Below are 24,923 nucleotides of genomic sequence, written 5' to 3'. Positions count from 1 at the left end.
TAAAACTAGACATAGTTAAATAACTCCAGCTCATTTTTTGACTCCGACTCAAAGTATTCAAGCAAATCCTTCTCAAATTTATCCTTGTAGCTTTTTGATTTTCCTTGATTAAAAAACAATACTCCTTTTTCTCCTTTTAGATCTTTATGAGCCATTCCTTTACTTTTAGAAACTCGTTTCCGCATTTTTTCTATATGACACCCTTCGACAATTCTTTTTAGCAGAAGCTCATCCCTTTCAATATTTGCAAACTCACATACTTTTTTTAATTCGTTTATTGGATCTTCAAGTAAGTCCTCATATCGAATAATTATCATATCTGAATGATATGGATTTTCCATCCATTCTCTTACATGAAAATCCCATTTACAAGGAAAAAGATTCTTTCCCTCAGTTATCATATCTTTCATTGACGTTTCCTTATTAATTATATTCAAGTAGTTCTCATAAGAAACCATGACATCTCTTCCATCTCTTACTAGGTAAATGACTCTTCTATATCTTTCGTCGGGGAGATTATGTGATTTGAAAAAATTTATTTCAGAAAATCTTTTATAGTAAGTTCGAGCATGAACATCAGGAACCAATTCTTGAGCTAAGGATTCAGGTAAATATTCTGTACTAATCCCGTATACTAATCCAGAAATCAAAGATTGCATCCAAGTATTTCCAGATTTTGGATATCCAACAATGAAAATATCTTTTTCAGAAAATTCTTCAATCGGAATTAAAAAATTTCTTTCTATTAAGTCTTCTAGATTCCTCTCCTTTTTTGAGGGAGAATTTTTAAATAGTTCAATCAATTTTTTCATTATTCCATAATAGTTGAGGGGCAATAATTCCTGGCCATTTTTCTTTTCTAGTTGACCCGTGTAATCCTGAAGAAAGTACCCTAAAAGCTAAATAGTCTTTAGGATGCAATAAATAGTTCACCCCAGGCTGACCAGCATGAAGTCTGATCTTGTATTGACCATCCCTTAATATCCTATCCGGGATAAAACATTTCGTTGAATATTTTCCCGCATCCAAAGAATAGGTTAAAACTTGTTGGTTTGTAGAAGCAAAAACTATCACATCATTTGTATCGATTAGCTGAATGACTAATCTAGCTCCCTTTAGATTCTCTTTTAAAGAATAATTTATTTCCAATACAATTTCATCCGTGTCTTCAAAAGTATCTGTTATTTCATCTGCCCTATTTTTTAAGCAAACACTGGAAATATCAAAAATAGAATCACTGGAAATGGACTTATGATAGGAAGAAGACAAAGTATTGGAACCAGAGGTATTTAAATAGAAGTTTACTGTCTCATCAACATTACCATTTTTTACTAATGCGCCATTCGATAATAATATAGCTCTGGAACATAAAGTTTTAACTGAAGGAAGATGATGACTTACAAATAATACTGTTCTTCCCTGATTTTTGCTTACTTCCTCCATTTTGCCAAGACATTTGGCCTGAAATTCATAATCCCCTACAGAAAGAACCTCATCAATGATTAAGATCTCTGGTTCTAAATGAGCTGCAACTGAAAACCCTAGACGAACTTTCATACCCGAGGAATAAAACTTAACTGGTGTATCAATAAACTTTTCCACTCCTGAAAAATCAATAATTTCATCCAGTTTGGAATCTATTTCCCGACGGGTCATCCCGAGAATGGTTCCATTCATATAGATATTTTCCCTACCCGTGAGTTCCGGATGAAAACCCGTCCCCACTTCTAAAAGTGAAGCTACCCTTCCTCGGATTTCGATCTTCCCTGAAGTGGGATCTGTAATCTGGGAGAGGATTTTCAGTAAGGTGGATTTCCCAGCACCATTTTTTCCGATAATCCCTAAAACTTCTCCTTCCTCCACCTCGAAATTGATCTCTTTGAGCGCCCAAAAAACAGATTCATCTTCAGCTCCAAACTTATTTAGTGCCTGAAGTCTTTTAAGATTCTGCCAGGGCGATTTAATAAGGTTTGCAACTTGACCAGCTAAAGTTTCTGCTTTTTTTTCTTTTAGACCTAAACGATAGCGCTTAGAAAGATTCTCAACTTTGATTACTGATCTAGACATTATTCACTTAATGAGCCTATTTTATATTTTAAAAGCTTGCGGAGGATCAGGAATTTATTTAACAAACCAATGGGCTTATTCCATGCCCAAGCCCATGTAACTCTCCACTGCAAAAATCTTGATACATTGGAAGTGCCACTCCAAATTCTATTTCCCGAATGAACTCGAACCATTGCAACTGGAGTATTTATATTTCCTGAAACTAACCGACCGTAGAATGCTAATTTCAACCATAATTCTGAGTCTTGATGCAACCGAAGTGATTCATTGAATAAACCAGCTTTAATTAACAAATCTTTCTTAACGAGTAACCCATTGGTATGAAAATGTCCGTAAGTGCCTCGAATTAAATAATGGAGGAGTTTTTCAGGTGGTATATTTTTTTTGATTCTATAGATCTTCTGAGATCCATTGAAATATTGAACTGGTTCATATATCCCATCAAAATCAATAGATTTTTCAAAAAAATCCCGAAACGATTTAAATCGATTTGGTTGAAAATAATCATCAGCATCTAAAAATGCTATAAAAGGGAAATTCGCTAATTTAATACCTAAATTTCTTGAAGCAGAAGCTCCCTTATTTTCTCTATTAGTATGAGAGACCAATTTTATAAATTCAAAATCGGACTCTAATTTTTTACATTTTAAAAAAGAATTATCCTTACTACCATCTTCGACCAAAATAACTTCACCAATTTCTGAAAAACCTAGAGTGGATTTTACAGCTTCTTCAATATATTCTTCTGCCTCAAAAACAGGTATTATTACTGAAACTTTTTTTTCCAATTAATAACTATTGAATAACTGAATAATTGAATTCCACAATACAAAAATCTAAAGTCAAGATAATTTAAAAAAAACTTAATAGAACTTCTTGACCATTTCAAAAAGTAAATAAATAATTGATTGTTCCAAACACTCAAATTAAAATTTGAAATTGATCTTAAATAACTTCCTAATAAAATAAGAAATAAGTGTTTTTCATCCTTTTGAGAAATAGTTGATTTAATACTATTATCATGAATGCGCCTCAAAGACAGACTCTTATTAATAACAAGGAAATTAGGATTTAATAAAAGTAGTCTAAAATAGAATTCACTTTCTTGATGTCGTTTTAAATCAGTATTAAATAATTTCTTATCTAAAAGGAATGATTTCCGAAAGAGTGGACCAGGTGTAAAGAAATAAACTTTATTTCTTATATAATCAAAAATCAAATTATCAGAATTTAAATTGTAATAATTTGTTTTTATATCACCGTTTATCAAATCATCCATTTTAGCAACCACAAAATCTAATGTAGGATTCGAGATAAGTGCAGTCACCTTTTCTTCAAGCATGGTAGGATGCATGATGTCGTCAGAATCAAACCACTGAATAAAATCTCCTTTGGATAAATTAAAACCAATATTTCTACAGGATGGAGCACCTTTTATACTACTTTCGGGTCGGTTGAAAAGAAAATATTTAGATTTATCCTTTATAAATTCATTTATTACAGAGGCCGTAGAATCAACAGAGCCATCATCTAGAATCAGGCATTCCCAATTTTTAAACGTTTGGTTTTCAATTGATTCAAGCGTTTCTAAAACTAAATCTGCTCTATTAAAAACAGGTATTATAATTGATACTTTAAACCCCACCTAAAACTGATAGATATTTGTTTGAGAAAAATAAAGATGATTAGCTGTTACAGTATATTCGGATAATTTTAAATGACTTTTTATTTTCAATAATTCCATTTTATACTCTTCCCTATCAGCATTATCAAAAATTAAAATCCCTCCTTTTTTCAACTTTGATAGCGAATATTTAAGACATTCTAATCTCACTCTCCCATCAATAACAATAAAATCAAAGTATCGATCAGGGTAGGATTGAATAAATTTCGCATAAACCGAAAAATCTTTATTTATATATTTTTTCTCTTTTTTGGAAAAAACACCTTCCACTTCTGAATTCCCATCAGGTTCAACTAGAAAATAATTAACATTTGAAATATGATAAAGATCAAGAACATTTTTAATTTTTTCAAACCATTCAGAATTGTGATCAATCGAGACAAGATCAACCCCTTTATTAGCAAAAAAAAGTGTGGAAGCTCCAGAACCATATTCAAATCCTTTACTATTCTTAGTAATATATTTTTTTAAAAATTTTACTGCAGGAACGGTCATCCATGGTATCCCTTCAGAGATAAAATCCTTTTTAATTCTGTTTTGTTGAATATAATCGGGTAAATGTTTAATAGGTATTAAAGCTGACTTACCTTTTACTTTTGCTATTTTAAGTTCTTTATAAAATTGATGAAATAAAGAAATTACCCTTCTTTTTTTCATTCCTCTATTAATAGCGATTTTGAAAACTTATTAACACCATCTGCATTCAAATGACTTCCATTATAAAAATATTTCTTTTTGAAAGAAATTGAATCTCCTGTCATATCAATAAAAGGTATTTTCAATTCAGAGGCGGTATCGGAATAAATATCAATTATATCAGAGGAGTTAGAAATTACTTTTTGAGCCCCTATATAATATGGCGAAACTATCCAACGTATTTCTATACCCATTTCCTTAAGTTTAATTGAATTATGAACAAAATCATTAAAAATTAAAGAATCAATTCCTTGAGAAATACTTTCATTGTTTTCTATTAATTGATCAAATTTCCCATCCCAAGTTTGATAAGGCTTTCTAAATCCTTTGTAAAGGTTCGGTTCATGAAATCGTATTGGAGTATAGGCAAGTAATCCTCTATATTTTATGGAAGGATTATTTGAAAATCGGGCTATTGGGTAATTGAGGTAATCCAAATCCATTCCCTTATTCAACCGTAAAATTGATTTAATTGATTTTTCTGTCCAAAAAGGGATAAACTGCTCATACCTATAAATACCTTCCAATTTTTTAAAAGAACTATAATCAAGTGACCAATAAATAATTTTTGGAGGCTTGTTGTGCTCTAAATATAATTCCAACACTTTTTCTTGGGAATTATATTTACTACCATCTAAACCTAGATTATAACAAATCAACCCAGTACTTTCTTCAATCATTTTAGGGTCAAAATGAACTAGGGCTCTCGAGGAACCGACTATTAAAATTTCAGCATCAATTCCCCCTTCTACTACTTCATTCCATTTGCTGATTTCTCGGTAGGAAGATGTCTTTATACCTTCTTGAATTAAATAATCCACTCCATAAACAATACCAGTAAGAATAGTGATTAAGAGAAATGTTTTGGTAATAAATCTTTTCAAAACTGAAAGTAAATAAACTCCTTCGTCTCAGTAAACACACCCCAGAATACAATCAAAAATGCAGTCAATATATAAGCTACATACCTAAACCACATCCCCTCTAACTTTTTCATCCAGTTAAACTGGTACCTTCCGATCCACTCTAATACAAGAAATACCAATGACGCTATTCTAATATCATAACCAATCCAAGCGAAATTATTTGGCATTATTGGATGCTTAATCATACCACTTAAATACCCCCAAGCATCACCTACTGTATCCGCCCTGAAAAACACCCAAGAAATACAAACTAATGCAAATGTTGATATCATTTGAAAGACTTCCTTGAAAGAAGGAAAAAGGTGCTCGCTTTCATGCAAATGAGATCTATTCTTCCCAATCAAAAAGATCGGGATAAACAAGGCTGCGTGAATTCCTCCCCATGTGATAAAGGTCCAGTTGGCTCCATGCCAGAATCCAGATACCAAGAATACGATAAAGATATTTCGGATGGCTTTTGCTTTGGGTACCCTACTACCTCCCAATGGGATATAGACATAATCTCGAAACCAAGTAGAAAGAGAAATATGCCATCTGCGCCAAAATTCAGCAATATCCCTACTGAAATAAGGAGTACGGAAGTTAGTCATCAGATCAAAACCAAAGAGCTTGGCCACTCCTATAGCTATATCAGAATAACCTGAGAAGTCTCCATAAATCTGAAAAGCGAAGAGAATAGCTCCCATCATCAGTTCAAGCCCGGAAGCAGTTTGGTAATTCTCAAAGATGGGGTTAACAACCAAGGCACAATTATCTGCAATCACCATCTTTTTAAATAAACCCCAAAGAATCAGCTTCATTCCATCTGATCCTTGCTGATATTCGAACTTCCTTTTCTTGAAAAACTGAGGTAAGAGATTAGAGGCTCTTTCTATGGGACCTGCGACCAGTTGAGGGAAAAATGCCACAAAGGTGAAGAAGGCGATTGGATCTTTGGTGGGTTTTAGATTTCCTCTATAAACATCTATCGTATAACTTAAAGTCTGAAAGGTATAAAAACTGATGCCTACAGGAAGAATTAAGTTTAACGTACTGATATGGGGTTGAAACCCTAATAAAGAGATAAAATCGGTTGCTGAGTCTATAAAGAAATTAAAGTACTTGAAGAAACCCAACATGCCTAGGTTGAAGGCGAGGCTTAGAGTCAGGTACTTCTTTCTTCCTTTAAACCAAGATTTCCAGTTGGAACCGTTATTCCCATCAAAAGAGACCACTCTCTGCGTTCGAGGTGACTTGGTGTATCGGTCATTTCGAACGGAGTTTACGGAGAGAGAAATCTCTTCTTCTACTTTACTATCGTCATTGAGATTTCTCCCTTCGGTCGAAATGACTAGGTTATTGGTCGAGATGACTTTTCCTAACTTCAATCCACACCAATAATCCACTGCTGAGCTAGCTATGATCAATCCAAGAAATCTCCAATCCCACCAGCCATAAAATATATAACTGGAAAGTAGGAGAAAGGCATTCTGAAGCTTCAAGTTCTTCTGAAATACAAACCAGTATAATAGAAATACTATTGGTAAGAAAATCAGAAAAGTGAGGGAGTTGAAAAGCACTTAAGAATTTAAAATTAGAAGGTCAGATAGCTGTAGTGAGTACTAGTTGTTTGTTCTCTGTTCTACTGATTTACTGCTAACTGTGAACTGCTCCCCTACATCCGGTAGGCAGGCTGGGCACAGCTTCGCCCTTTCACTCACACTTTTGGATTGAGCTAAGAGATCAAGTTTGCTTTTCACTTCCATAGAATCATTTCTATTGAGAGATTTCTCCTTTGAGTCGAAATGACTGGTATCCGATTCTTATTGCCATTGCTTCGCTTTCAAAAAAACTTCAAGCAAGGACATTTCATTTTAGACACCTCTCTGGACTGAGTAATAAATTTACTCGGTAGTTTTGGAAAAGCAATTTCAGCTCTGTTTTTTTTGATTCTATGCCACGAGCCATATAAAATTCTTTTTCATTATGTATTTCAAGATTTTATTGACAAATTAATAAACCATTGAGCTTGAAGCTTATAAAGCTGTTTTAGTGTTTTTTTCATTTCGATGATTTTTAGCACAAATAAAAATCTTTTAACGATCACCCATTTTGGGTTTGAGAGACTGTTTAATTTAAATCCTTAGAAGATGGCAAAAAAAAGTACATGGGGAGTTGGAATTGGGTTCATGGTCATCTTGGGTGTTTTGATGATTTTTCTATTTCATCAGTCTCAAGAAAACCGTAAGGAGCTCGAATTTAGTGTGGAGCAGAATATGTTTCTGGTCAAGAAAAATATTGTAGAGGCCTATACCGCCTCCAAAGACGAAATTCTTACCCAACTCAAAATAAAGATCTTAACTAGCAATAAGCAGAATAACGGAATAGATAGCTATGCAAATTTTGCGAATACAATAGCGAATGACTCGGATTTTTTATATGATCTAAAACTATCGAGTCCCTATAAAAACGAACCTAGTATTTATCTCTCCAAAAGGAACCTGAAAGTTCAAAATATAGATGGGAAGGATATTTCAGATTGGCTAACACATTTCAATCTGGATCATGAAGCTGCTTTAAAGGACTATTTTGACCCGGATAATGATAAGTTTGCTCTTGATACGGATACACTTCAATTTGATGCAACAGTAGCTATCGACTACCTATTCCAAAAAGACAATACCTCAAATGTCTTTTTCGATCAGTTGATGATGTTGGATTCTACCGGAGTAATCCAATACCCAGAGGAATGGGCAGGTACAGGTATAAATTTATCCGATAGCAGCAGTGTCTATAAAACAGGCTCTCAAGTATTAAATATTACCTTATTAAATAAAAATTATCAGGCGGCACTGACACAGGTACAGCTGGAAAACAAGAGTTTTTATGTATTGGGAGCAATTTCTGAAGATCATTTAGAAAACGCCTCCTATAAAGTAAATTATAACTTGTTGGTGATTCTTTTGATCTTGGTTATCCTGTTGGTAGTTGGGATACCCGTATTCTCATTCTTAGGAATCCGGCCTGGAGACGTGATTAAACAGCGAACTATTTTTTCAAATGCCATTTCCTTGTTTTTTCTTTTCGTGGTCTTAGGTTGGAGCTCTGCCTATTTTTTACAGGGAAATCTAATTTCATTCGAAGAGCATGAGGAAGATAATGCCGAAACATTAAGATCAACCATTGAAAGCTTAAGTAGCATCAAGGATTTCAGTCAACAAAAAAGACTTAGCGATTCTATAATGAATCTTATTAAAATCAATGAAAAAATAACCATATCGGTTTCGGGATATATCAATGATTTTGAAGTATATGATTCCATCAAGGGTTTCGGTAAACTGGATCCCGAAGGAAATCCCGCATTTATCAATATCGATGATCGGAAGTATTTCGATTATTTTAAAAAAAATCCGAAAAGCAAATATTTTTTAACCCGGATATTTTCAAGAAGAAATGGCAAACCGGAATTGGTCATAAGCACCCAAGATGTGCTAGATATTGCGGTACCTGTAAAAGCTTTAACATTCAGTATTAAATCCCAAGAAATAGCGCTGGACTCAACTCGGAGATTTTTTGTAATAAAAAAGGATGGTAGTGTAATCTATAGCTCCAAACAAATCAGAACTCCAATACAGTCGATAGGAGACTTAGTCAGTGATGAAAAAGCCCAGGAAATTAAGATTCTATTAAATAGAAAAGATGCTGAAAAACAGGTTTTAGACCTTCGATTGAATGGAAATTTCTACAAAGGCTTAATACTTCCTCTTGAATTTAACGAGCTGGATTCCGACCTCTACCTTGTCTATTTTATTGACTTTAATTTAGGTCATCGATTTAAGGCGATCGTAGGCTTGGAAAGTATTGCTATCCTATTTTTGTATCTCTTGTTATTAGTTATCCTTGTCGGTTTCATCTACTACTCATTCATCAATAGGACACAACTTAACTGGAAAAAGACGCCCTTTAGAACCCTGATTTTCAATCCTTATATGCGACAGGCATATATAAAAGGAATTTGGGCTTTTGGACTGGTTATTTTTCTTCAAATCTTCCTTTTGGGAGTATTTGACACTTCTATATATGACAGATTGTGGATCCTCACAGTTAATCTTATTTCCTGCTTAATGATTGTTTGGCTGATTCCCCAAAAAGAAAAGGAACGAGTCGATCTGGAAATGAAAAACAAGAAAAAGTCAGAATTCAGTGGAGAAGATGATCCAGAAAACCATAAAAGTGCTTCGGCTACATTCGCTCAATTAATTCTTATTTCTCTCGGTTTTATACTTGATAATGGGGGTTCTGGAAATAAAAATAAAAAATACAAGCCGAACAATCCTAAAACGCTTTACACCACTTTTATATTCTTTTTCTTTTTGTCAATTGGTTTTCTCCCTGCTTATGGAGTTTATGACACGGTTTATAACATCGAAAGTAAAATTTGGAAAGCCGATTTAATAATGGATGAGCCGGAAGAATTTTTCACTGAGAAATCGGAATTGATCCGAAGAAATTTCACCACCACCTTAGCAGATCTTTCTGAAGGCCAGCTTATCAAGCAAGTATATGCTGACGAAGATCAACTAAATCGTGCCAGCACGAACATGAAATTGGGATATGATTTTGAATGGGGACATCTGACTATCCCTTTGGTCATATTACTGATTTTATTATTGGCTGGTATGTATATCCTGACAAAAAAACTACTTCAAACTTGTTTTGATATTACAGAATTAGATCTAATCAAAGATCGAAGATCTGCAAAGCAAAAAGGACTTATCGAAGGAAAGCGGGTTTTCTTGACTAGCCTTGAAACCGATAACTTTTTAATATGGATCAAGGAAAACATTCCTGGGGCTGAAAAGATGGAATTAGTATCCTTTGATTGTAATTCTTCTCTCCAAAAAAGTAATGAAGCTGATCAGGAAGTGGTATCTGAAAAGTCCGATAAGACTGTACCGCAACAGAATCAAAAAATTGTATTGGTAAAAAATATCCATTGCCTTTCCAAAGAGGTTGATTTTATTAAGCTTTTAAGTAATTGGGAGAAGGATTTTAAAGACGATTATTTAATACTTGGCTCTGGTTTTTCTATCAGGCAGTTTATTACGAACCGTTATGGAATATCTACCCAAACTAGTAATGAAAAACTAGTACCGATCACAGAGCTTCTTAGCAATTACGTGTTTTTTTACGTCCCATTGGAAAAAATCTACCCATTTAAACCACTTAACGAGAATGAGACTAATTCTCTTGGTTCAAAGCCTGCAGAGGAAAAAACTGATCCAAAAGAAATGAGGGAAAAACAAAAATTTGAGCTGATAAAAATCCTTAGGCATAAAAAAGCCTATTACATGAACCTATGGGCAGAACTCAGTTTTTTTGAAAAAAAATTCTGCTATTACATGGCAAAAGAAGGACTGATCAATTCCAAGAATCTAACTGTTTCTACCGAGCTATTACAAAAAGGAATTTTGTTTTTTAATGAACCTAAAAACAAGTATTTATTTTTTGACGTCACTTTCCGATATTTTATCATCGAAAACTGCCCAAAAGAGTTGGTTTTGGAGTTTGAAAAAGACACCAAAGCAAACGGGATCATGGCAAACTATACCTGGTTATTAAGTTTCTTTGCCATTTTAGTAATAGGGATTATCAGCTATTTTAACAGAGGACTCTTAGGTCAATTGGAAGCTATTTCGACTGTAGTTGTTGGAACAGTGGGAATTATTTATGAGGGGTTGAGCCGACTTATTCCAGGTTTGAATATTGGAAAAAAACAGCCATAGATTCAAGCAACATCTGGATTAAAAAAATACCTTAAAATTATGACTCATCTCCGGCAGTTCATAAAAAAGTGGAAGTCGAAGAAGGGATGATGAAAAGAAATCAGCATTCGGCAATTCACGAGCGTATTGATCTGGAAAGTGCTTTTTGGAAAAGTCAGATTGATGAAGGCTTTGATAGTGAAAAACTGACAATACTCCTCGTTCCCACAAATAGGAAGAAAACTTGGACCTGTCAGATTCATTTTGGAACAGCAAATAAAAAAGATGGGCGTTTCCTTTATATTCTATCATTTGCCAACTAAAGTCCAACCCTTTTGAGGCTCGGATAATCAAGCTTTGATAGGCTTTAGAAAAAATTTCAGGATGGGTACTTCCTTCAATCAAGAGTTCATGATAGGCTTGCCAAATAGAACTCCTTTGACTTTGGATAACAATTAATTCTTCCAATTGCGCCCAAAGGAAGGCAGCATTGAGATCTGAAGGAAGAAAAGAGCTTCCTATATCAACCCAATCATATTTATTTACTTCACCCCGAAAAAAAGCAGCTCGATCCGTTCCTTTCTCCCAGAGAATTTCAGCTCTTTGGATCATGGAAGGATCATTGATCATTAGCATCCCCCCTTCCCCACATTGAATATTTTTGGTTTCGTGAAAACTCATAGTTCCCAGATGCCCCATGCTACCCAGAGCTTTTCCTTTATAAAAGGATCCGATGGCTTGAGCTGCATCTTCGATCACAAATAATCCGTGCCGCTTGGCAATTTCCATGATGGAATCCATGTCGCAGGGAACCCCAGCGTAATGAACAACTACCAGTGCTTTGGTTTTGGGGGTAATCAATTCCTCTATCAAGCTTTCATCGATATTCGGATGATCTGCTTTATTATCCGCGAAGATGATTTTTGCTCCTCTCAGCACAAATGCATTAGCTGTGGAAACAAAAGTAAAGCTAGGCATAATGACCTCATCGCCGGGCTGGATATTGCAGAGCAAAGCTGCCATTTCCAAAGCATCCGTACAAGAAGATGTCAAAAGGCATTTCTCAAATCCATAATGCTGTTCAAAATAGTTTTGACAACGTTGGGTAAATTCTCCATTTCCAGAGATCTTACCTGACTTTACAGCGGATTGGATATAGTCTAGCTCCTTACCCGTTAGATAAGGTTTGTTGAAGGGGATTTTGATTTTGATTTCGGTTGTGGGTTGTCGGTTATCGGTTGTCTGTTGCCTGTCCGCCGTGGTGGAATGGTTGTGGGTTGTTAGTTATCGGATATCGGTTGTGAGTTGTCGGTTGTCGGTTGTCGGTTATGGGTTGAATATAGTTATCTGAAGATAGATTGATTGATTAATTTAAAACTGTATTTTTAATGATATGAAGTCTTATAAAGATTTAGAAGTATATCAAAGCGCATTTTCTTTGTTTCTCGAAACTCATAGATTCACTATGAATCTTCCAAAGTATGAATTATATGAATTGGGGAGCCAACTTAGGCGGTCTTCAGACTCTGTTGTTTCAAATATCGTAGAAGGTTACGGGCGAAGAACCTATAAGGCTGATTTCATCAAATTTTTGATTTATTCTCATGCCAGTAATCTGGAGACAATTAATCATTTAGAAAAAATCAAGATGCTTTATCCTGATCTTGAAATTAAAGCCAAATATTTGATTATAGAATATGATGTTTTAGGTGCTAAGACATTTAAGTTCATTGAATACGTCAAAAAAAAGTGGAAAACATGAACGAAATTCTCTATTGTCAACCTTCAATTAGTATCAAAGGACAACTCATAACCCACAACTGACAACTCAATATGGCCCGTTTTGCGTTCTTTTTTCAACAATATAAATCGGTCGATTTTTTACTCCTTCAAAAGTTTTACCGATATAGAGCCCAACCATTCCAAGTGTGATGAGAAGAAACCCGGTAAGCATCCAAATTGAAATAATCAGCGAGGCATAGCCGGCGACGATAATATCACCATGAAGATATTTATATAGGGTATATAGGGCAAAAAGGAATCCGGTAAATGCAACTCCAAAACCTAGCTTGACTGTTAGTCGAATAGGTTTATCCGAGTAGGCAAGCATAATATCCAAGGCAAGATTAAAAAGCTTTTTAAAATTGTAATTACTTACTCCTTCCTCTCTTCCTGCATGGATTACATCTAAGGTCGTTTGTCTGAAACCAACCCACTTCACCATGGTTGGAAAATACCGAATATGCTCACGCATAGCCACAATGTGAGATATGACTTTTCTGTGATAAATCCCAAAATTCCCGATCGTCTCATCTTGATCTGAACCAGTTAGCCATGCAAGGGTCCTGTAAAATATTTTAGAGGATAATCTTTTGAAAAAATTGTCCTGACGGTCCATTCTTCTTGCTAAAACCACATCATAACCTTCCATTGCTTTAGAGAGTAGATTTGGAATCTCCTCCGGTCTATCTTGCAAGTCACAATCCATTACGACTACCCAATCCCCTTTTGCGGCATCTAAACCAGCTGTGATGGCATAATGCTGTCCGAAATTCCGTGATAGTTTGATCCCCTTGATTTCAGGATGAATTTGGGCAAGATCTTCTATTTTATTCCATGAATTATCGGGACTATCATCGTCTACCAAAATGATCTCATAATCTTGTTCAGAAATCGAAGCTTCAATCCTGGAAACGAGTTCGCTCAGGGTATTTTCTGCACGATATACAGGAGAGATGATGGAGATTAGCATTTATGAATTAAAAGAAATATGTATTTAAAATTAGTTACTAATCGAGAATAGTTTGTGGCTGTGAACCCAAGGTCAGCAATCTTTTCTAATTTCTGAAAAAAGGATTTGGCCTGAAAACTCAGGCATTCCACCAATGGTATACCCATACTTTTCCAAGAGGTTGATATCCTAAAGATTCGTAAAATTTGCAAGCATGGACATTACTTGCTTGAGTTGAAATCTGCATCTTTTTAGCGCCTTTTTGAAAAGCATGATATTCTGCTGCCTGAACTAACTTTGTCCCTAAACCTTGGCCTTGATTTTCTTTTGAAACGGCAATCAAACCAATCTTACCCAAATCATATTCCACAGAAAAAGTTACCATTCCGGTCTTATCGGGAGCAAGCAAGACCTCCTTTTTTTCTAATGCTTTTGCAATCCAGGTTTTATAGAGATTCTCAAATTCCCCATTTTTCAGTCTGGTGTCAGTTTTAAATCGGGAGTAAACCCCACTTACATAAGCTAGGCTTACCAGGTCCCCATCAAGATCTCCATCATATGGCTTAATATCTATAGTACCCCTTGGATCAAGTAATTTCTTTTCGAGGGTGATTTTTGTATCCACCAACCTGATTCTTGAATCCAAAATATTTAATGGATTTTCTGAAAAAATATACACTAGTTGGAACTCCTTCGCTGCCTCAATAAACTCGTCTTCATTCCACTCCTCAGTTATTATTGTCTTCCCAACGGGGTAGTTGAAAAGGCTACTATCAAATGGTAATCGGTAGATGGTCATTTGTAAGATGTCCTTTGGTAAAATGGACTGTTATCATCCGAAGAAATCAAATCACAGTCATTTCGAAGGAGGAAACGAATCTTAGTGTTACCACTTAATCGTTTATCCGACTGAGAAATCTCAATGGTCACCAAGGAAAGAGATTTCTCTCTTCTGTCGAAATGACCAGGGGCTTTGTTTAAATGGCTATTTTCATTCAATGAAATCTTAATCAATTTCTAAAAAATCCCAATTAGGATTCTCAATCTCTATAAGTTGATTCTTTTTCTCCCTCCTCCACTTTTTAAGTTCCTTTTCTCTAACTATAGCCTCTTTAGGGGTGCCGAATTCTTCAAAATGAACCAAGTAAAAGCATTTGTATTTTGAGGTAAATGAATTAAAAGAACCAATGCCATTTTTATGCTCAAACAACCTTCTTTGAAGGTCATTAGTCACACCTATGTAAAGTGTTGATTTAATCTTATTTGTTAGAATGTAAACGAACACATTTTTTATCAAAAAGTGGAAATAAATGAGATTTCTCTCTCGCCTGTGGCAGATCGAAATGACCAGGAGCTTTGGTTAAATGGACTATTATCATCCGAAGAAATACTATTACAGTCATTTCGAAGGAGGAAACGAACCTTTGTGTTACCACTTAATTGTTTATCCGACTGAGAAATCTCAATGGTCATCAAAGAAAGAGATTTCTCCCTTCGGTCGAAATGACTAGGTGCTTTGGTAAATTGTTAATCTATTAAAAGAGTAAAAAGAATTAAGCTACATCCGCAAAAATCCGTTCCATTCGGCGGAAATACATCATTCCGAAAATAAATAAAATGAAGGCTACAATGGCTCCGGGCCAAATCCAATCCCATGGCATCGGACGTCCAAGAAAAGCAGCTCTGAACCCTTCAATTACGCCTACCATAGGATTGAGGATATAAAATTTTTGATAGGCATCAGGCACCGCCGTAGTACTATAAACCACAGGAGCTGCATAGAGTAAGAGTTGCACTACAAAAGTAAGTGCATGTTTCACATCTCGATATTTAACTGCCATAGCAGAAAGCATCATTCCCATCCCAAGGCTACACATGAGGAGTTGGATGATTAAAAGCGGCAATATCAACAATCCCCAACCCGGAGTAATCTGATAATAAATCATCATGCCTATGACCACCACAAAAGCAATAATGAAGTCCAAAAGCTTTGAAAGAATGGAAGAAAGAGGTAAAACCATTCTGGGGAAATATACTTTCGTAATCATATTGGCATTCTGGATCAGCGAATTGGCAGACTCAGTTAAGGTTCCAGAAAAGTAATTCCAGGGCCAAAGAGCTAAATAAGAGAAAAGTGTATAAGGAATTCCATCTGAATCTACTTTTGCCAAGTTTCCAAAAACAACGGTAAATACCAAGGTTGTAAACAAAGGCTGAATGATTGCCCATGCCACTCCTAGAATTGATTGGGCGTAACGAGCTTTGATTCCTCTCAGTGTCAAGAAATAAAGAAGATCCTTATACCTCCAGAGCTCTTTAAAATCAATGAGTTGCCAGCCGGATGTAGGCTGAATTACTTTGTAATGCTGTTTAGGTTCCAAGGTGAGTTAAGTAAATGGAATTTGGTATGAGGTATTTGGGATACGAAGTGCTAAGGACAAAGTAGGAAGGTTGTTGGTTGTTGGTTGGAAATAAAGTTGAAATATGTCCTTCGGAAGAAATACAATTATTGAAATACTGTAGAAATAGGCCCCCTGCGGGAGCGAAATATTTTAGGAAATATAATGGAAATACGTCTCAATTAGAGAGATGAAATAATAGCGACTTTTATGTTCTGTAAACCCTATTTCAGAATAAAAGATTCTGTTTTTATCCCCCGAAGACGGAATATTTCGGCGCCTGCCTACCGCAGGTAGGAAGCCTATTATTTCCCAAAAACCAAGATCCCCTGAATATTTCCTGGATCACTTTCTAGAATAGAAACATCTACTTTTCTCTTTACTTTCTCATAGGTTTTGTCTTTAATAAATTCCAGATATTCCTTATCTAGATTTTTCCCGATCAAAATCATACTTACCGTTCCTGAATCAATTCCCAGTGCATAATCACCAATGATATAAGCCTTTTCCACATCTCCCATCCTTTTGACAATTCTTTCCATTAAATCATCAAGTCCTAGGAATTTAGAGACCATATTTCTAATCTCATTGTAAAAAGGATGTTGGTTATTAGCCCGATAAACTTTTGTTTTTCCTTCTTCTTCAGATACCAATAAACCTGCGTCTGTCAAACGATTCAATTCTACCCGAACAGAATTTGTTGATTCTTCAAATTCCTTGGCCAGCGAACGCAAGTAACCTGAATTGGCATGTGAAAAAAACTTTAGGAGAAGCTTTATTCTAGTTTTAGATGTGACGAGGGATTCGAGCAAAAAAAGTTAAAAGTTTAAAATGGATAGTTTAAAGCAAGTGAAAGCCTAGTGAACAATTCCTAAGATCTAATTCTTTTTGAGGTCTTCTCTGGACTTTTTTGATGATGGAATTTAAAAGCAGAATTATTTCTTCGATTTCTTTTTTCAGGAAAGTCTAACAGCAACCCCTCTTTATCTAGGATATTCAGCCAATATTGGGTTTCTCGGGCTTCTTTATTAGCAATAGTTAATTTACTTATGAAATCAAGTTTGGAATGAGCAGCCTGTGCTTCATCGATATTAGCACCAATTGAAGTTCCGGCACCAACCAATTGATCAGCTAACAGAAAATGTCCCTTGGTCCTCAATTCCAGATAAGCATCAAGAATAATCTCAGCAAATTTCAAAGTTCTTTTTTGTATCGGGTTATCCATAATTTAAAAATATACTTTCATTCAAAAACTTTAAACTTGGAACTATACACTTTAAACTTTAAAAAGCTTCGCCCTTTCACTTACACACTTTTAGCTAAAATTTGCTTTAAGAGTTGAGCTAGCAGAGACTGAGTAATAAAATTACTCGGTTGTTTGTGAAATGCAAATTTTCCAGTTGTAGAATAGGAATTATGGTAGAAAGGGAAATAAAAAGTTTCATTTGGATCCCTTGATTTAAGGAATGAAAAACTGGTATTTCAGACTTATTGATTTTTTCTAAATCTCGAAAGGACAAAATTATCAGACTCCACCGTTTCATATAGATTAAATCCAGAGATTACACTTTCCATATAATCTGGAAATACAACAGGCTCATCCATTTGAATAGATAATAAGGTGTAAGAAGTTATATCTTCAAAATTTTCATACCCCAACCTTCTTAAAGCCTGTTTCTGAAAAGGAGATCTTGAGATCCACCCCATTGAAATAAATGGTGTGGGATTATTTTCGTTGTATTTACTGAGAAACATATGTTCCTGATAACCTTCAAGAAATATTGGTTCATCTTCAGGGATTTGAGATATTAATAAATTCATTTCATCTTCCATTATTTTCCTTCCCCTTGCTTCAGTTAAAAAATTTGAAAAGTGAAAAAGAATTCCTAAAACCAAAATCAAGTGTAAACCAAATAGAGTCCTGCTATTATTCAATTGGGTAGGTTTATTCAGAATGGGTATTAACAGGCATAAAAAAAACAGTAAAGTAACTCTCCCATACAGCAGAAAAAAATGGTTTAACCCAATGAATAAAAGTCCAAAAAATAACAAAGCCCACCATTTCCTTTTTGTATCGGAAAAAAGAAATATTCCAAATATGATCAAAGAGATAAATGATTTAAATGCCTCTTTTTTCTGAATTTCGAAGATCCTTTCAAAGGTATTTAAGAATTGATCCCAAGTGAAAAGCTCTTTGTCTAATAGTACTTTTTTTGCTTTAAGCTTCTCTGTCGATATTTGCCCAACTTCAAAATACCATCTTGAAAAGAAAAACCATTCATCTCCCTTACTAATTAATTCTTCTTTCGCATTTTGATAGAACACAGGATGATCGATAACTCCAGATCTTGACTTATTAAATTCCAAAAAATCTTTGTATTCAGAAGTTTTCTCCCAAATCCATTTGGAGGAAATAATAAAAATGGCTAAAACCAAAAAATATAGGTTCTTGAACACTAAAACATTCTTATTTGAACTTTTACTTAACCAAAGAAGAGTGCCTGCTATAAAAGTACATATGATTACTGATTCCCAACGAATGAGAAGAGCTACTAAAAAAAAAGTTAGGCTTGTCACAAAACCAAATTTAGATTTTGTAAAAGAACTTAAACTAAGGGAGGCAACCGCTGCAAAACCTGCAATCAGGGTAAACTGAGGAAAGAAACTTAAATGAATTAAAAGTCCCAGTAAAACCAAGTTTAAAAGAACTTTAAACCTTTGAAAATTAGTGCCCTTTTCTGTGACATATAAAAGAACTAAAAAAGAACAATAATTAACGAGGCTCCAAGTGGCTGGATACCATTCGATATGAGGAGCAATTAAATAAAGTTTGGAAAATGTCCAGCTTAGGATGGGATGAATAAAAACAGCATAGGATTCGGGCTTCCCGGTATATGCCCCTGAAGCCAATAACCTCATGATTTCATCATCATTAACTTGGAATCTCCAGGGTAAATTCCAAATAAGAATCGTGATGAAAAGCCCAATCAAAGCCCAAATCCAAAAGAATCCTTTATTTGCTATTTTTTCCATAAGAGATTTATTTCTCCCTGAGCGATATCGTACTTTTTCAAATCAAAATCTTTAGAAATATTATCTGGAAGAGGCTGATATGGAAAGTATAAAATAAAATTAAAGCCACTTGGAAAGTTTGGGAAAAAAGATTGAAGTTGATCTAAGTCCCAAATTCCAGGAGATTTTGGTGAGGTCCTTCCCAAAAGAACCAACCACCCAGGATTTCTATAAACAGCTAATACCTCCCCTTTGCCAGCATCCTGAATTTTTAACTTAACATCCTCTAATGTTTCTACCATCTCCTCGGTTAGGTAAATTCTCCTATCTTTTTTGTATTCCCAAACCTGGTTAAAATTTGAAAGATTAATCTGACCAAAAGGTTGTAACCAGATCCCATTAAAGAGTAAAATAAGTGAGCTGACTGGAAGTAAAAGAATGATCTTTTTTTGATTGGGGCTTTTCTCAAAGTCAATTATCAGCAAAAGAGCTACAACCCAAAAAACCCAGTAATGAATCCCCAATCTCATAAAGTAAACATTGGATCCAAAATGCAATGCAAAAGGAAGCAACATCAGAATAAGAAAAATACTTTTCTTAGAATTATTGATTTTTTTTAAAGAGAGGTTTCCTACTAACCAGGCTAAAATACTTAAGGTCCCAATTAATAATAGATGCATCCATTCATCTGTAATCATGGTTTTCTTAAAAATCCAGATACTAAAAACCAGAGGTAATAGGATCAGTACAAACTTAAATTTTGATTGGATCTTTTGAATTAAGAAAAAAGGAATGAAAACAAGTATTGACCAGTAAACTCCAACTAAATTATTTTTCAAAATATTCAACCAATTATAATCAGTCCTATTGGCCATAATCTGAAACCCATCTTGAAGCCTTGTCATACCAGATTCTGAAAATACCAGATAAAATATTCCCTCCAGCAAAAATAGAGGTAACAAAAGCAGGAAAAGCCTTTTCCAATTCATTTGCTTTCTGGAAATAAAAAGAACCAGTGTAAGAAACCCTATCGTCAATACTACTGTGATTTTCACATAAAAAAATAAGGCCAATACGAGGCCAAGGCATATTGTATGAAAGAAGTCAGGAAAGTTTTTAAAAATTAGGGAAAGCCACAAGCAAGCTAATACAACGGAAAGAGAATTATAAGATAATGAAGGAGGAAGAAATGCATAACCTGAAAATAAACCCATTGTAGCTATCAAAAACACCAATATATTAAGCTGCTTTTCTTTATGGATATCTTTCCAAAACTGTGTTAATGCGTAAGCTCCAATCAAGTAACTGATTAATCTTAGTATTCTCGAACCAATAATCCCGAATTCCAAACCCGTTATTTTATAAAAAAGCTTAAAGAAAAGATCATAGTTGTAAATCCCTCCTTCATTAGCTTGAGTCGGCTCTAATAAGAGCAAATAGAGCCCTTCATCCGAAACATCAAAACCACGATTAATCCCCAAAAAAACAATCAATAATCCTAGAAGGGTCAAAAACAAAAAATAATAAAATAAAGGACTTTGACTCTTGAAATTCATTGGAAACCGATAAAACAACTATTTAAATTCGGTACTATTTAAATACAATAAATACCGAATAAAGTACAAAATTGTGGATAAATACCATGCCTTTAAACAAAAAAATACCCAGTACTGGGTATTTTTTTTTTAATTCATCTGTATACCTTTATGTCAGGGTGATTAAGCAACTTTTCTCATCATTTTTTCTAGAACATCTTTAAGGGACTTTTTTTCTTATTTTTTCCCCCCTTATTTAATAATACCGAACCTCGCAATCTGGCACAGATTCCTTAAAATTATTTACTGATCTACTATTTAGCCGAGTATTAAAACAAGACAGCTTCTTCAAGTTTGTCAAACCTTCGATGGGTCTCAAAGATCTCAAATTGGTACTGGCGACATCAAGCTCTTCAAGATTAATAAGGCCTTCAAGTCCTTTTAAAACTTTCAAGTTCGTACCTGAGATATTCAGCTTTTTTAAATGGATCAAATTTGCCAAAGGAGCTAAATCTGAAATACCAGTATTGGAGATATCCAATTCCTCCAGTTGATTTAAGGAACTAATCGGTGTAAAATTAGAAACAGGAACTTGAGAGATTTTTAGGACCCTTAATAATTTCATTTCTCCAATCGGTGAAATATCCATTAAAGGAGCATCAAAAATGGTCAATGATCTCAGATTATTGAATATGGTTAATGCTTCCACCTTTCCAATAGAAACCCTTTCAAAATCAAGTGAAGACTTCCCTGTCATTGCATGAAGTTGCTCTGTGTTTGGGTTCTCTGGAGTTGAGTTCTGCTTTCTCAAAAGAGTTTTCCATACTTCATCCAGCTCTGACCACCAAGTCATCAGGGCATCCGTTCTATAAATAATATTCAAAGATGGTTTTTGGATTAAAATTTCAGGCACCTCCTCTTCAAAAATCCTAGAGTTATTCACATTTAAATAGCTGAGTTCAGGAAGAGATAAGACATCCATAATACTTTCTACAGGTGATCCTTCTAAATCAAGCCTTTCTAGAATTTCATTATTTTTAATAGGAGAAATGTCTTTTACGGAGGTATTTTTTCCAACTATTTCTACCAGGGTCTTCACCTCCGAAAGCGGCAATAAGTCTGATATTTCATTATCTGAAAAATCAAGCTTATGGAGTTTCACAAACCGAGTGATTGGATTTAGAGTTAAAATCCCCTCACCTTTCATATCTAACTCTTCCAGACCAATGGTTTCCGTTAAGATTTCCACATTGGGATTATCTGTTCTGATTTTTGGGTTAGCTTTCTTAAGCGTAGCTTTCCAAGGATCGGACAACCCTGACCACCAAATTTCCAAATCTTTTACATGGTGGATTAACAGAACCTTAGGATTATTTCTGGTGAAATTATCTGCAGCAAGTACTGAAAGCCTTGTTTGATCAGCCAAGACTTTATACAACTTTGGCTTAGAGTTTAAGACGGAAATATCAGCAACTTGGGTACTTGTGATATCCACCTGCTCTAGATTTTCCAATTTATTCAGTGGCGTAAGATCCTGAATATTTGTTTCTGAAAGATTCAAATATTTTAAGCCTTCCAATTCTGAAAGAGAAGTGAAATTGATTAAATAATTTCGACTTAAATCCAAAAAACTTAAATTCTTCAGATTTGAAATATTCTCTGCACTATTGAATCCACTTTCGACCAGGCTCAGGCTTTCGAGGCTATCAAATTCATTCAACACCGCAAAACTCATAATGGGCGTATAATCAGCCTTCAAACTGGTAAGGGTTTTTAGATTCGCTAATTCCTCAATATGACGGATCTCAGTTTTAGAAATATCAAGGTGTTTTAATCTATCTGAGTATTTGATGAATTGAATATCTGATGCCGGTGTGTTACTTACATCCAGATATTCTAAAAAAGTCACATTTGAAATAGGGGCCAGTTCAGTAATCTGGGTGTTACTCAAGTCAACATATTTCAATTCTCTCATAGCTTCCAAAGGCTTGAGATTTAATAAGGAATCAGTTCCTGAGATATCCAATGAATCCATGCTTACAAAACGATATAGAAGGTCTATATCGACTGAATCGAATTCGGATACCTGGAATTTTTCTTTCAGAAATATTTTCCAATTAGGGTCAAGTATTTCCCACCATTCAGCAAGCTCCTCATCCCTACTCAGTTTCGTCGTATAGATACTGGCGATTTTTAACTCTTGGGATTTATTTTCAAGATTAATTTCCACAAAACGAGGTTTTGTATTCGAGATATTTTCGCCTGACTTTCCCGTAGCAGTAATCGTACGATCTAGTGACACTACAAAGAATACGTCCCCATTTTCCTTTTGGGAGGGTTTTACTTCTCTTATTTTAAACTTGAAATTGACATTATCAAAAAAGAATTCTATGTCTTTTAAATAAGCAGTTACATCTTTATTTGTTACTACTTGTCTATCCAGCAAAAGATCATCTTCTACTTGTACTTGGGCATCACGGAAAATCTTTAAATAACTTTCCCTGATCACCACATCTTTATCTCTTGCGGGGGTTTCCTCATTCCCTACTGTATTTAGCAAGTATTCCAGAAAGCGAACCTGATCCTCTACTTTACCTGTAAAGTCTTTTATTTCCTCTTGCGTGTAGCCTTTAATGTTTTGGGCAAAGCCAGTAACGCTAAAGAAAAATGAAATAAAAAGAAAAATATATGCGCTATTCTTGATCATAAATATACTTAAGGATGGTTTCCTTATCTCCAGGATTTAATTTAGCCAGATTTGAAATCAACCAACCCGTATTAAACCCGGGTCTGTTAAATTGATTTACTTCAAAATACCAGCCTTCAATCTGAAAGAAATGGAATTTAACATCTTTTACTGTTTCAAATCGAATGTTATTTAACTTCATCTCATATAAAAACAGAGTCAAATAATCAGGCTCGAAACTGGATTTTGTAAATGCTTCAGGCATTTTTGAATCCTGAAAGGCCCGACGGAGATTCATAAAGCCTAACTCATGACTTAATGGATGTAGAAAATCTTTTTCATCGCCTACAGGCTTATTGAAAAGATCCTTAAAAGGGGGAAAACTTACCCTATCTATGACCCATTCATACCCCAAACCTTCTGGTTGTAATTTTAATATAAGCGTTGCTGTCTCTCTTTTCCCTTTGTAAAAGAAATCAGTCTGAACTTCAGCAAGCCAGCCTTCTCGATGAAAGTTGAGATATTGAGGATAAGTTTCTGAAAGGACGTTCCTCGTAAATTCTTGCTTTAAATCCGGGGAAATGGAAGATGTCTGGTTATCAAAAAGGACTTTTAAAAAGCCTTCTCTGAGTGCTTTATTATGATAGAGAGAGTCGGTCGGATAATACCGGATATTGCCATCAGTTGGCGACTCCTCTGCATTAAATCTTCTAAAAAATTGATTTACTTGTTTTGTTGATGCTGCGAATCTGCCGTCATCTTTTATTGTCCCGGGGCTGCCTAAACCCTGCCCCGAGACAAAAGAGATGCTTGCGATAAAAAACGCAAATATCAAAGGAATTAATCTCATGCGGAGGTCTCCGTAACTCTTACATCACCTAACATAACATCCCAAAATTCGATGGTTCGTCCGGCAATTTGAGTTTGCTTTTTCTCTACATAAATGGTAATGTCTTTCTTGGTGGTATCCTTATAATTCATTCCTGTTTCAATCGAAGTTCCTTCGAATCTCTGGAATATGGTAATTACTCCTACATATCTCCCATCAGGTTGTCTTTCCAGATCAGAAATATATTGAATATCATACCAAGTGATATTTACTCTATCATAATTCAAGGCCATTAATCTTTCGAAGTAGCGTCTTACCTTATAATATGCAATTTCACTGGAATTGATGCTTGAAACGCCCATTTCAGCTCCTGGAGCAAAAAGCTCCTCTGCTCTATCCATTACTCGGTTGGCTTCGGAAAATTGAGTTTCCTTACTTCCTATAATGCTGATATATTTACTTAGATCTTTTACTTTTTCTAAAGCCAGAGAATCTATTGCCTGCTTTCTAGCTGGGCTAATATCATCTGCCTGGGCGAATACACTTACAGTTGTGGCCAAAAAAAGGCCCAACATAAGGAATAAGTTATTTTTCATGTCAAATCAAATTTTTCA

Annotated in this window: 21 protein-coding genes; 2 read left to right on the top strand and 19 right to left on the bottom strand. The window is 34.9% G+C overall.

Going from position 1 to position 24,923, the window contains the following annotated elements; all coding sequences use genetic code 11:
- Positions 1–5: 5 nt before the first annotated feature.
- Genes AAGF08_RS04080 through AAGF08_RS04050 form a run of 7 tightly spaced genes read right to left on the bottom strand, consistent with a single transcriptional unit; the run spans position 6 to position 6,932 of the window.
- Positions 6–812: a sulfotransferase domain-containing protein gene (locus AAGF08_RS04080; protein WP_343509749.1), complete on the bottom strand. Its 807-nt coding sequence runs from the start codon at positions 810–812 to the stop codon at positions 6–8.
- Positions 796–2,067 carry an ABC transporter ATP-binding protein gene (locus tag AAGF08_RS04075; RefSeq protein ID WP_343509748.1) on the bottom strand — a complete coding sequence of 424 codons (1,272 nt, stop codon included), beginning with the start codon at positions 2,065–2,067 and terminating at the stop codon, positions 796–798. Before AAGF08_RS04075 ends, AAGF08_RS04080 begins: the two co-directional genes overlap by 17 nt.
- Positions 2,067–2,855: a glycosyltransferase gene (locus AAGF08_RS04070; RefSeq protein ID WP_343509747.1), complete on the bottom strand. Its 789-nt coding sequence runs from the start codon at positions 2,853–2,855 to the stop codon at positions 2,067–2,069. The genes AAGF08_RS04075 and AAGF08_RS04070 overlap by 1 nt, the downstream gene beginning before the upstream one ends.
- Complete coding sequence (locus AAGF08_RS04065; RefSeq protein WP_343509746.1) at positions 2,834–3,712, bottom strand: glycosyltransferase family 2 protein; 879 nt, start codon at positions 3,710–3,712, stop codon at positions 2,834–2,836. The genes AAGF08_RS04070 and AAGF08_RS04065 overlap by 22 nt, the downstream gene beginning before the upstream one ends.
- The gene (locus AAGF08_RS04060) at positions 3,713–4,408 is read right to left on the bottom strand and encodes a hypothetical protein (RefSeq protein ID WP_343509744.1); all 696 of its coding nucleotides are present in this window, start codon (positions 4,406–4,408) and stop codon (positions 3,713–3,715) included.
- Positions 4,405–5,331, bottom strand: coding sequence for a hypothetical protein (locus AAGF08_RS04055; protein WP_343509743.1), 927 nt, complete (start codon positions 5,329–5,331; stop codon positions 4,405–4,407). The genes AAGF08_RS04060 and AAGF08_RS04055 overlap by 4 nt, the downstream gene beginning before the upstream one ends.
- The gene (locus AAGF08_RS04050; RefSeq protein WP_343509742.1) at positions 5,328–6,932 is read right to left on the bottom strand and encodes an MBOAT family O-acyltransferase; all 1,605 of its coding nucleotides are present in this window, start codon (positions 6,930–6,932) and stop codon (positions 5,328–5,330) included. Before AAGF08_RS04050 ends, AAGF08_RS04055 begins: the two co-directional genes overlap by 4 nt.
- Positions 6,933–7,502: 570 nt before the next feature.
- On the opposite strand from AAGF08_RS04050, the gene AAGF08_RS04045 reads away from it, so the two are divergent.
- Positions 7,503–11,138, top strand: a complete 3,636-nt coding sequence (locus tag AAGF08_RS04045; protein ID WP_343509741.1) for a hypothetical protein — start codon at positions 7,503–7,505, stop codon at positions 11,136–11,138.
- Positions 11,139–11,156: 18 nt separating this feature from the next.
- Here AAGF08_RS04045 and rffA read toward each other — a convergent pair whose 3' ends face one another.
- A complete protein-coding gene (gene rffA / locus AAGF08_RS04040) occupies positions 11,157–12,317 on the bottom strand; it encodes a dTDP-4-amino-4,6-dideoxygalactose transaminase (RefSeq protein ID WP_343509771.1) in 1,161 nt (386 codons plus the stop codon).
- A gap of 193 nt (positions 12,318–12,510) precedes the next feature.
- On the opposite strand from rffA, the gene AAGF08_RS04035 reads away from it, so the two are divergent.
- Positions 12,511–12,879, top strand: a complete 369-nt coding sequence (locus AAGF08_RS04035) for a four helix bundle protein (protein WP_343509740.1) — start codon at positions 12,511–12,513, stop codon at positions 12,877–12,879.
- Positions 12,880–12,945: 66 nt separating this feature from the next.
- Here AAGF08_RS04035 and AAGF08_RS04030 read toward each other — a convergent pair whose 3' ends face one another.
- From AAGF08_RS04030 to AAGF08_RS03980, 11 genes are all read right to left on the bottom strand, one after another.
- Positions 12,946–13,869 (bottom strand): glycosyltransferase family 2 protein, encoded by a 924-nt coding sequence (locus AAGF08_RS04030; protein ID WP_343509739.1) that lies wholly within the window; start codon positions 13,867–13,869, stop codon positions 12,946–12,948.
- Between the two features lie 118 nt (positions 13,870–13,987).
- Positions 13,988–14,647, bottom strand: a complete 660-nt coding sequence (locus AAGF08_RS04025; RefSeq protein WP_343509738.1) for a GNAT family N-acetyltransferase — start codon at positions 14,645–14,647, stop codon at positions 13,988–13,990.
- Positions 14,648–14,854: 207 nt separating this feature from the next.
- Positions 14,855–15,133 (bottom strand): GIY-YIG nuclease family protein, encoded by a 279-nt coding sequence (locus AAGF08_RS04020; RefSeq protein ID WP_343509737.1) that lies wholly within the window; start codon positions 15,131–15,133, stop codon positions 14,855–14,857.
- A 268-nt stretch (positions 15,134–15,401) separates the two neighbouring features.
- A complete protein-coding gene (locus AAGF08_RS04015) occupies positions 15,402–16,229 on the bottom strand; it encodes an ABC transporter permease (protein WP_343509736.1) in 828 nt (275 codons plus the stop codon).
- A gap of 323 nt (positions 16,230–16,552) precedes the next feature.
- Positions 16,553–17,059 (bottom strand): winged helix-turn-helix domain-containing protein, encoded by a 507-nt coding sequence (locus tag AAGF08_RS04010; RefSeq protein ID WP_343509735.1) that lies wholly within the window; start codon positions 17,057–17,059, stop codon positions 16,553–16,555.
- A 59-nt stretch (positions 17,060–17,118) separates the two neighbouring features.
- Positions 17,119–17,472, bottom strand: a complete 354-nt coding sequence (locus tag AAGF08_RS04005) for a four helix bundle protein (RefSeq protein ID WP_343509734.1) — start codon at positions 17,470–17,472, stop codon at positions 17,119–17,121.
- Between the two features lie 263 nt (positions 17,473–17,735).
- A complete protein-coding gene (locus tag AAGF08_RS04000) occupies positions 17,736–19,280 on the bottom strand; it encodes a hypothetical protein (protein ID WP_343509733.1) in 1,545 nt (514 codons plus the stop codon).
- Positions 19,268–20,815, bottom strand: coding sequence for a hypothetical protein (locus tag AAGF08_RS03995; RefSeq protein WP_343509732.1), 1,548 nt, complete (start codon positions 20,813–20,815; stop codon positions 19,268–19,270). Before AAGF08_RS03995 ends, AAGF08_RS04000 begins: the two co-directional genes overlap by 13 nt.
- 235 nt (positions 20,816–21,050) lie before the next feature.
- Complete coding sequence (locus AAGF08_RS03990; RefSeq protein ID WP_343509731.1) at positions 21,051–23,501, bottom strand: leucine-rich repeat domain-containing protein; 2,451 nt, start codon at positions 23,499–23,501, stop codon at positions 21,051–21,053.
- Positions 23,488–24,330, bottom strand: coding sequence for a hypothetical protein (locus AAGF08_RS03985; RefSeq protein WP_343509730.1), 843 nt, complete (start codon positions 24,328–24,330; stop codon positions 23,488–23,490). Before AAGF08_RS03985 ends, AAGF08_RS03990 begins: the two co-directional genes overlap by 14 nt.
- Positions 24,327–24,905 (bottom strand): hypothetical protein, encoded by a 579-nt coding sequence (locus AAGF08_RS03980; protein ID WP_343509729.1) that lies wholly within the window; start codon positions 24,903–24,905, stop codon positions 24,327–24,329. Before AAGF08_RS03980 ends, AAGF08_RS03985 begins: the two co-directional genes overlap by 4 nt.
- Positions 24,906–24,923 lie beyond the last annotated feature (18 nt).

Origin of the sequence: Algoriphagus sp. SE2, from assembly GCF_039563885.1 — a bacterium.
Classification (GTDB): domain Bacteria; phylum Bacteroidota; class Bacteroidia; order Cytophagales; family Cyclobacteriaceae; genus Algoriphagus.
Note: the sequence above shows the minus strand (reverse complement) of the source record. Positions and strands in the feature narration are given on the sequence as shown.

What these genes read in the sequence shown, in the direction of transcription:
- AAGF08_RS04080 (WP_343509749.1), bottom strand. Translation starts at nt 812, where the DNA reads ATGAAAAAATTGATTGAACTATTTAAAAATTCTCCCTCAAAAAAGGAG.
- AAGF08_RS04075 (WP_343509748.1), bottom strand. Translation starts at nt 2,067, where the DNA reads ATGTCTAGATCAGTAATCAAAGTTGAGAATCTTTCTAAGCGCTATCGT.
- AAGF08_RS04060 (WP_343509744.1), bottom strand. Translation starts at nt 4,408, where the DNA reads ATGAAAAAAAGAAGGGTAATTTCTTTATTTCATCAATTTTATAAAGAA.
- AAGF08_RS04045 (WP_343509741.1), top strand. Translation starts at nt 7,503, where the DNA reads ATGGCAAAAAAAAGTACATGGGGAGTTGGAATTGGGTTCATGGTCATC.
- AAGF08_RS04035 (WP_343509740.1), top strand. Translation starts at nt 12,511, where the DNA reads ATGAAGTCTTATAAAGATTTAGAAGTATATCAAAGCGCATTTTCTTTG.
- AAGF08_RS04030 (WP_343509739.1), bottom strand. Translation starts at nt 13,869, where the DNA reads ATGCTAATCTCCATCATCTCTCCTGTATATCGTGCAGAAAATACCCTG.
- AAGF08_RS04025 (WP_343509738.1), bottom strand. Translation starts at nt 14,647, where the DNA reads ATGACCATCTACCGATTACCATTTGATAGTAGCCTTTTCAACTACCCC.
- AAGF08_RS04005 (WP_343509734.1), bottom strand. Translation starts at nt 17,472, where the DNA reads ATGGATAACCCGATACAAAAAAGAACTTTGAAATTTGCTGAGATTATT.
- AAGF08_RS04000 (WP_343509733.1), bottom strand. Translation starts at nt 19,280, where the DNA reads ATGGAAAAAATAGCAAATAAAGGATTCTTTTGGATTTGGGCTTTGATT.
- AAGF08_RS03995 (WP_343509732.1), bottom strand. Translation starts at nt 20,815, where the DNA reads ATGAATTTCAAGAGTCAAAGTCCTTTATTTTATTATTTTTTGTTTTTG.
- AAGF08_RS03990 (WP_343509731.1), bottom strand. Translation starts at nt 23,501, where the DNA reads ATGATCAAGAATAGCGCATATATTTTTCTTTTTATTTCATTTTTCTTT.
- AAGF08_RS03985 (WP_343509730.1), bottom strand. Translation starts at nt 24,330, where the DNA reads ATGAGATTAATTCCTTTGATATTTGCGTTTTTTATCGCAAGCATCTCT.
- AAGF08_RS03980 (WP_343509729.1), bottom strand. Translation starts at nt 24,905, where the DNA reads ATGAAAAATAACTTATTCCTTATGTTGGGCCTTTTTTTGGCCACAACT.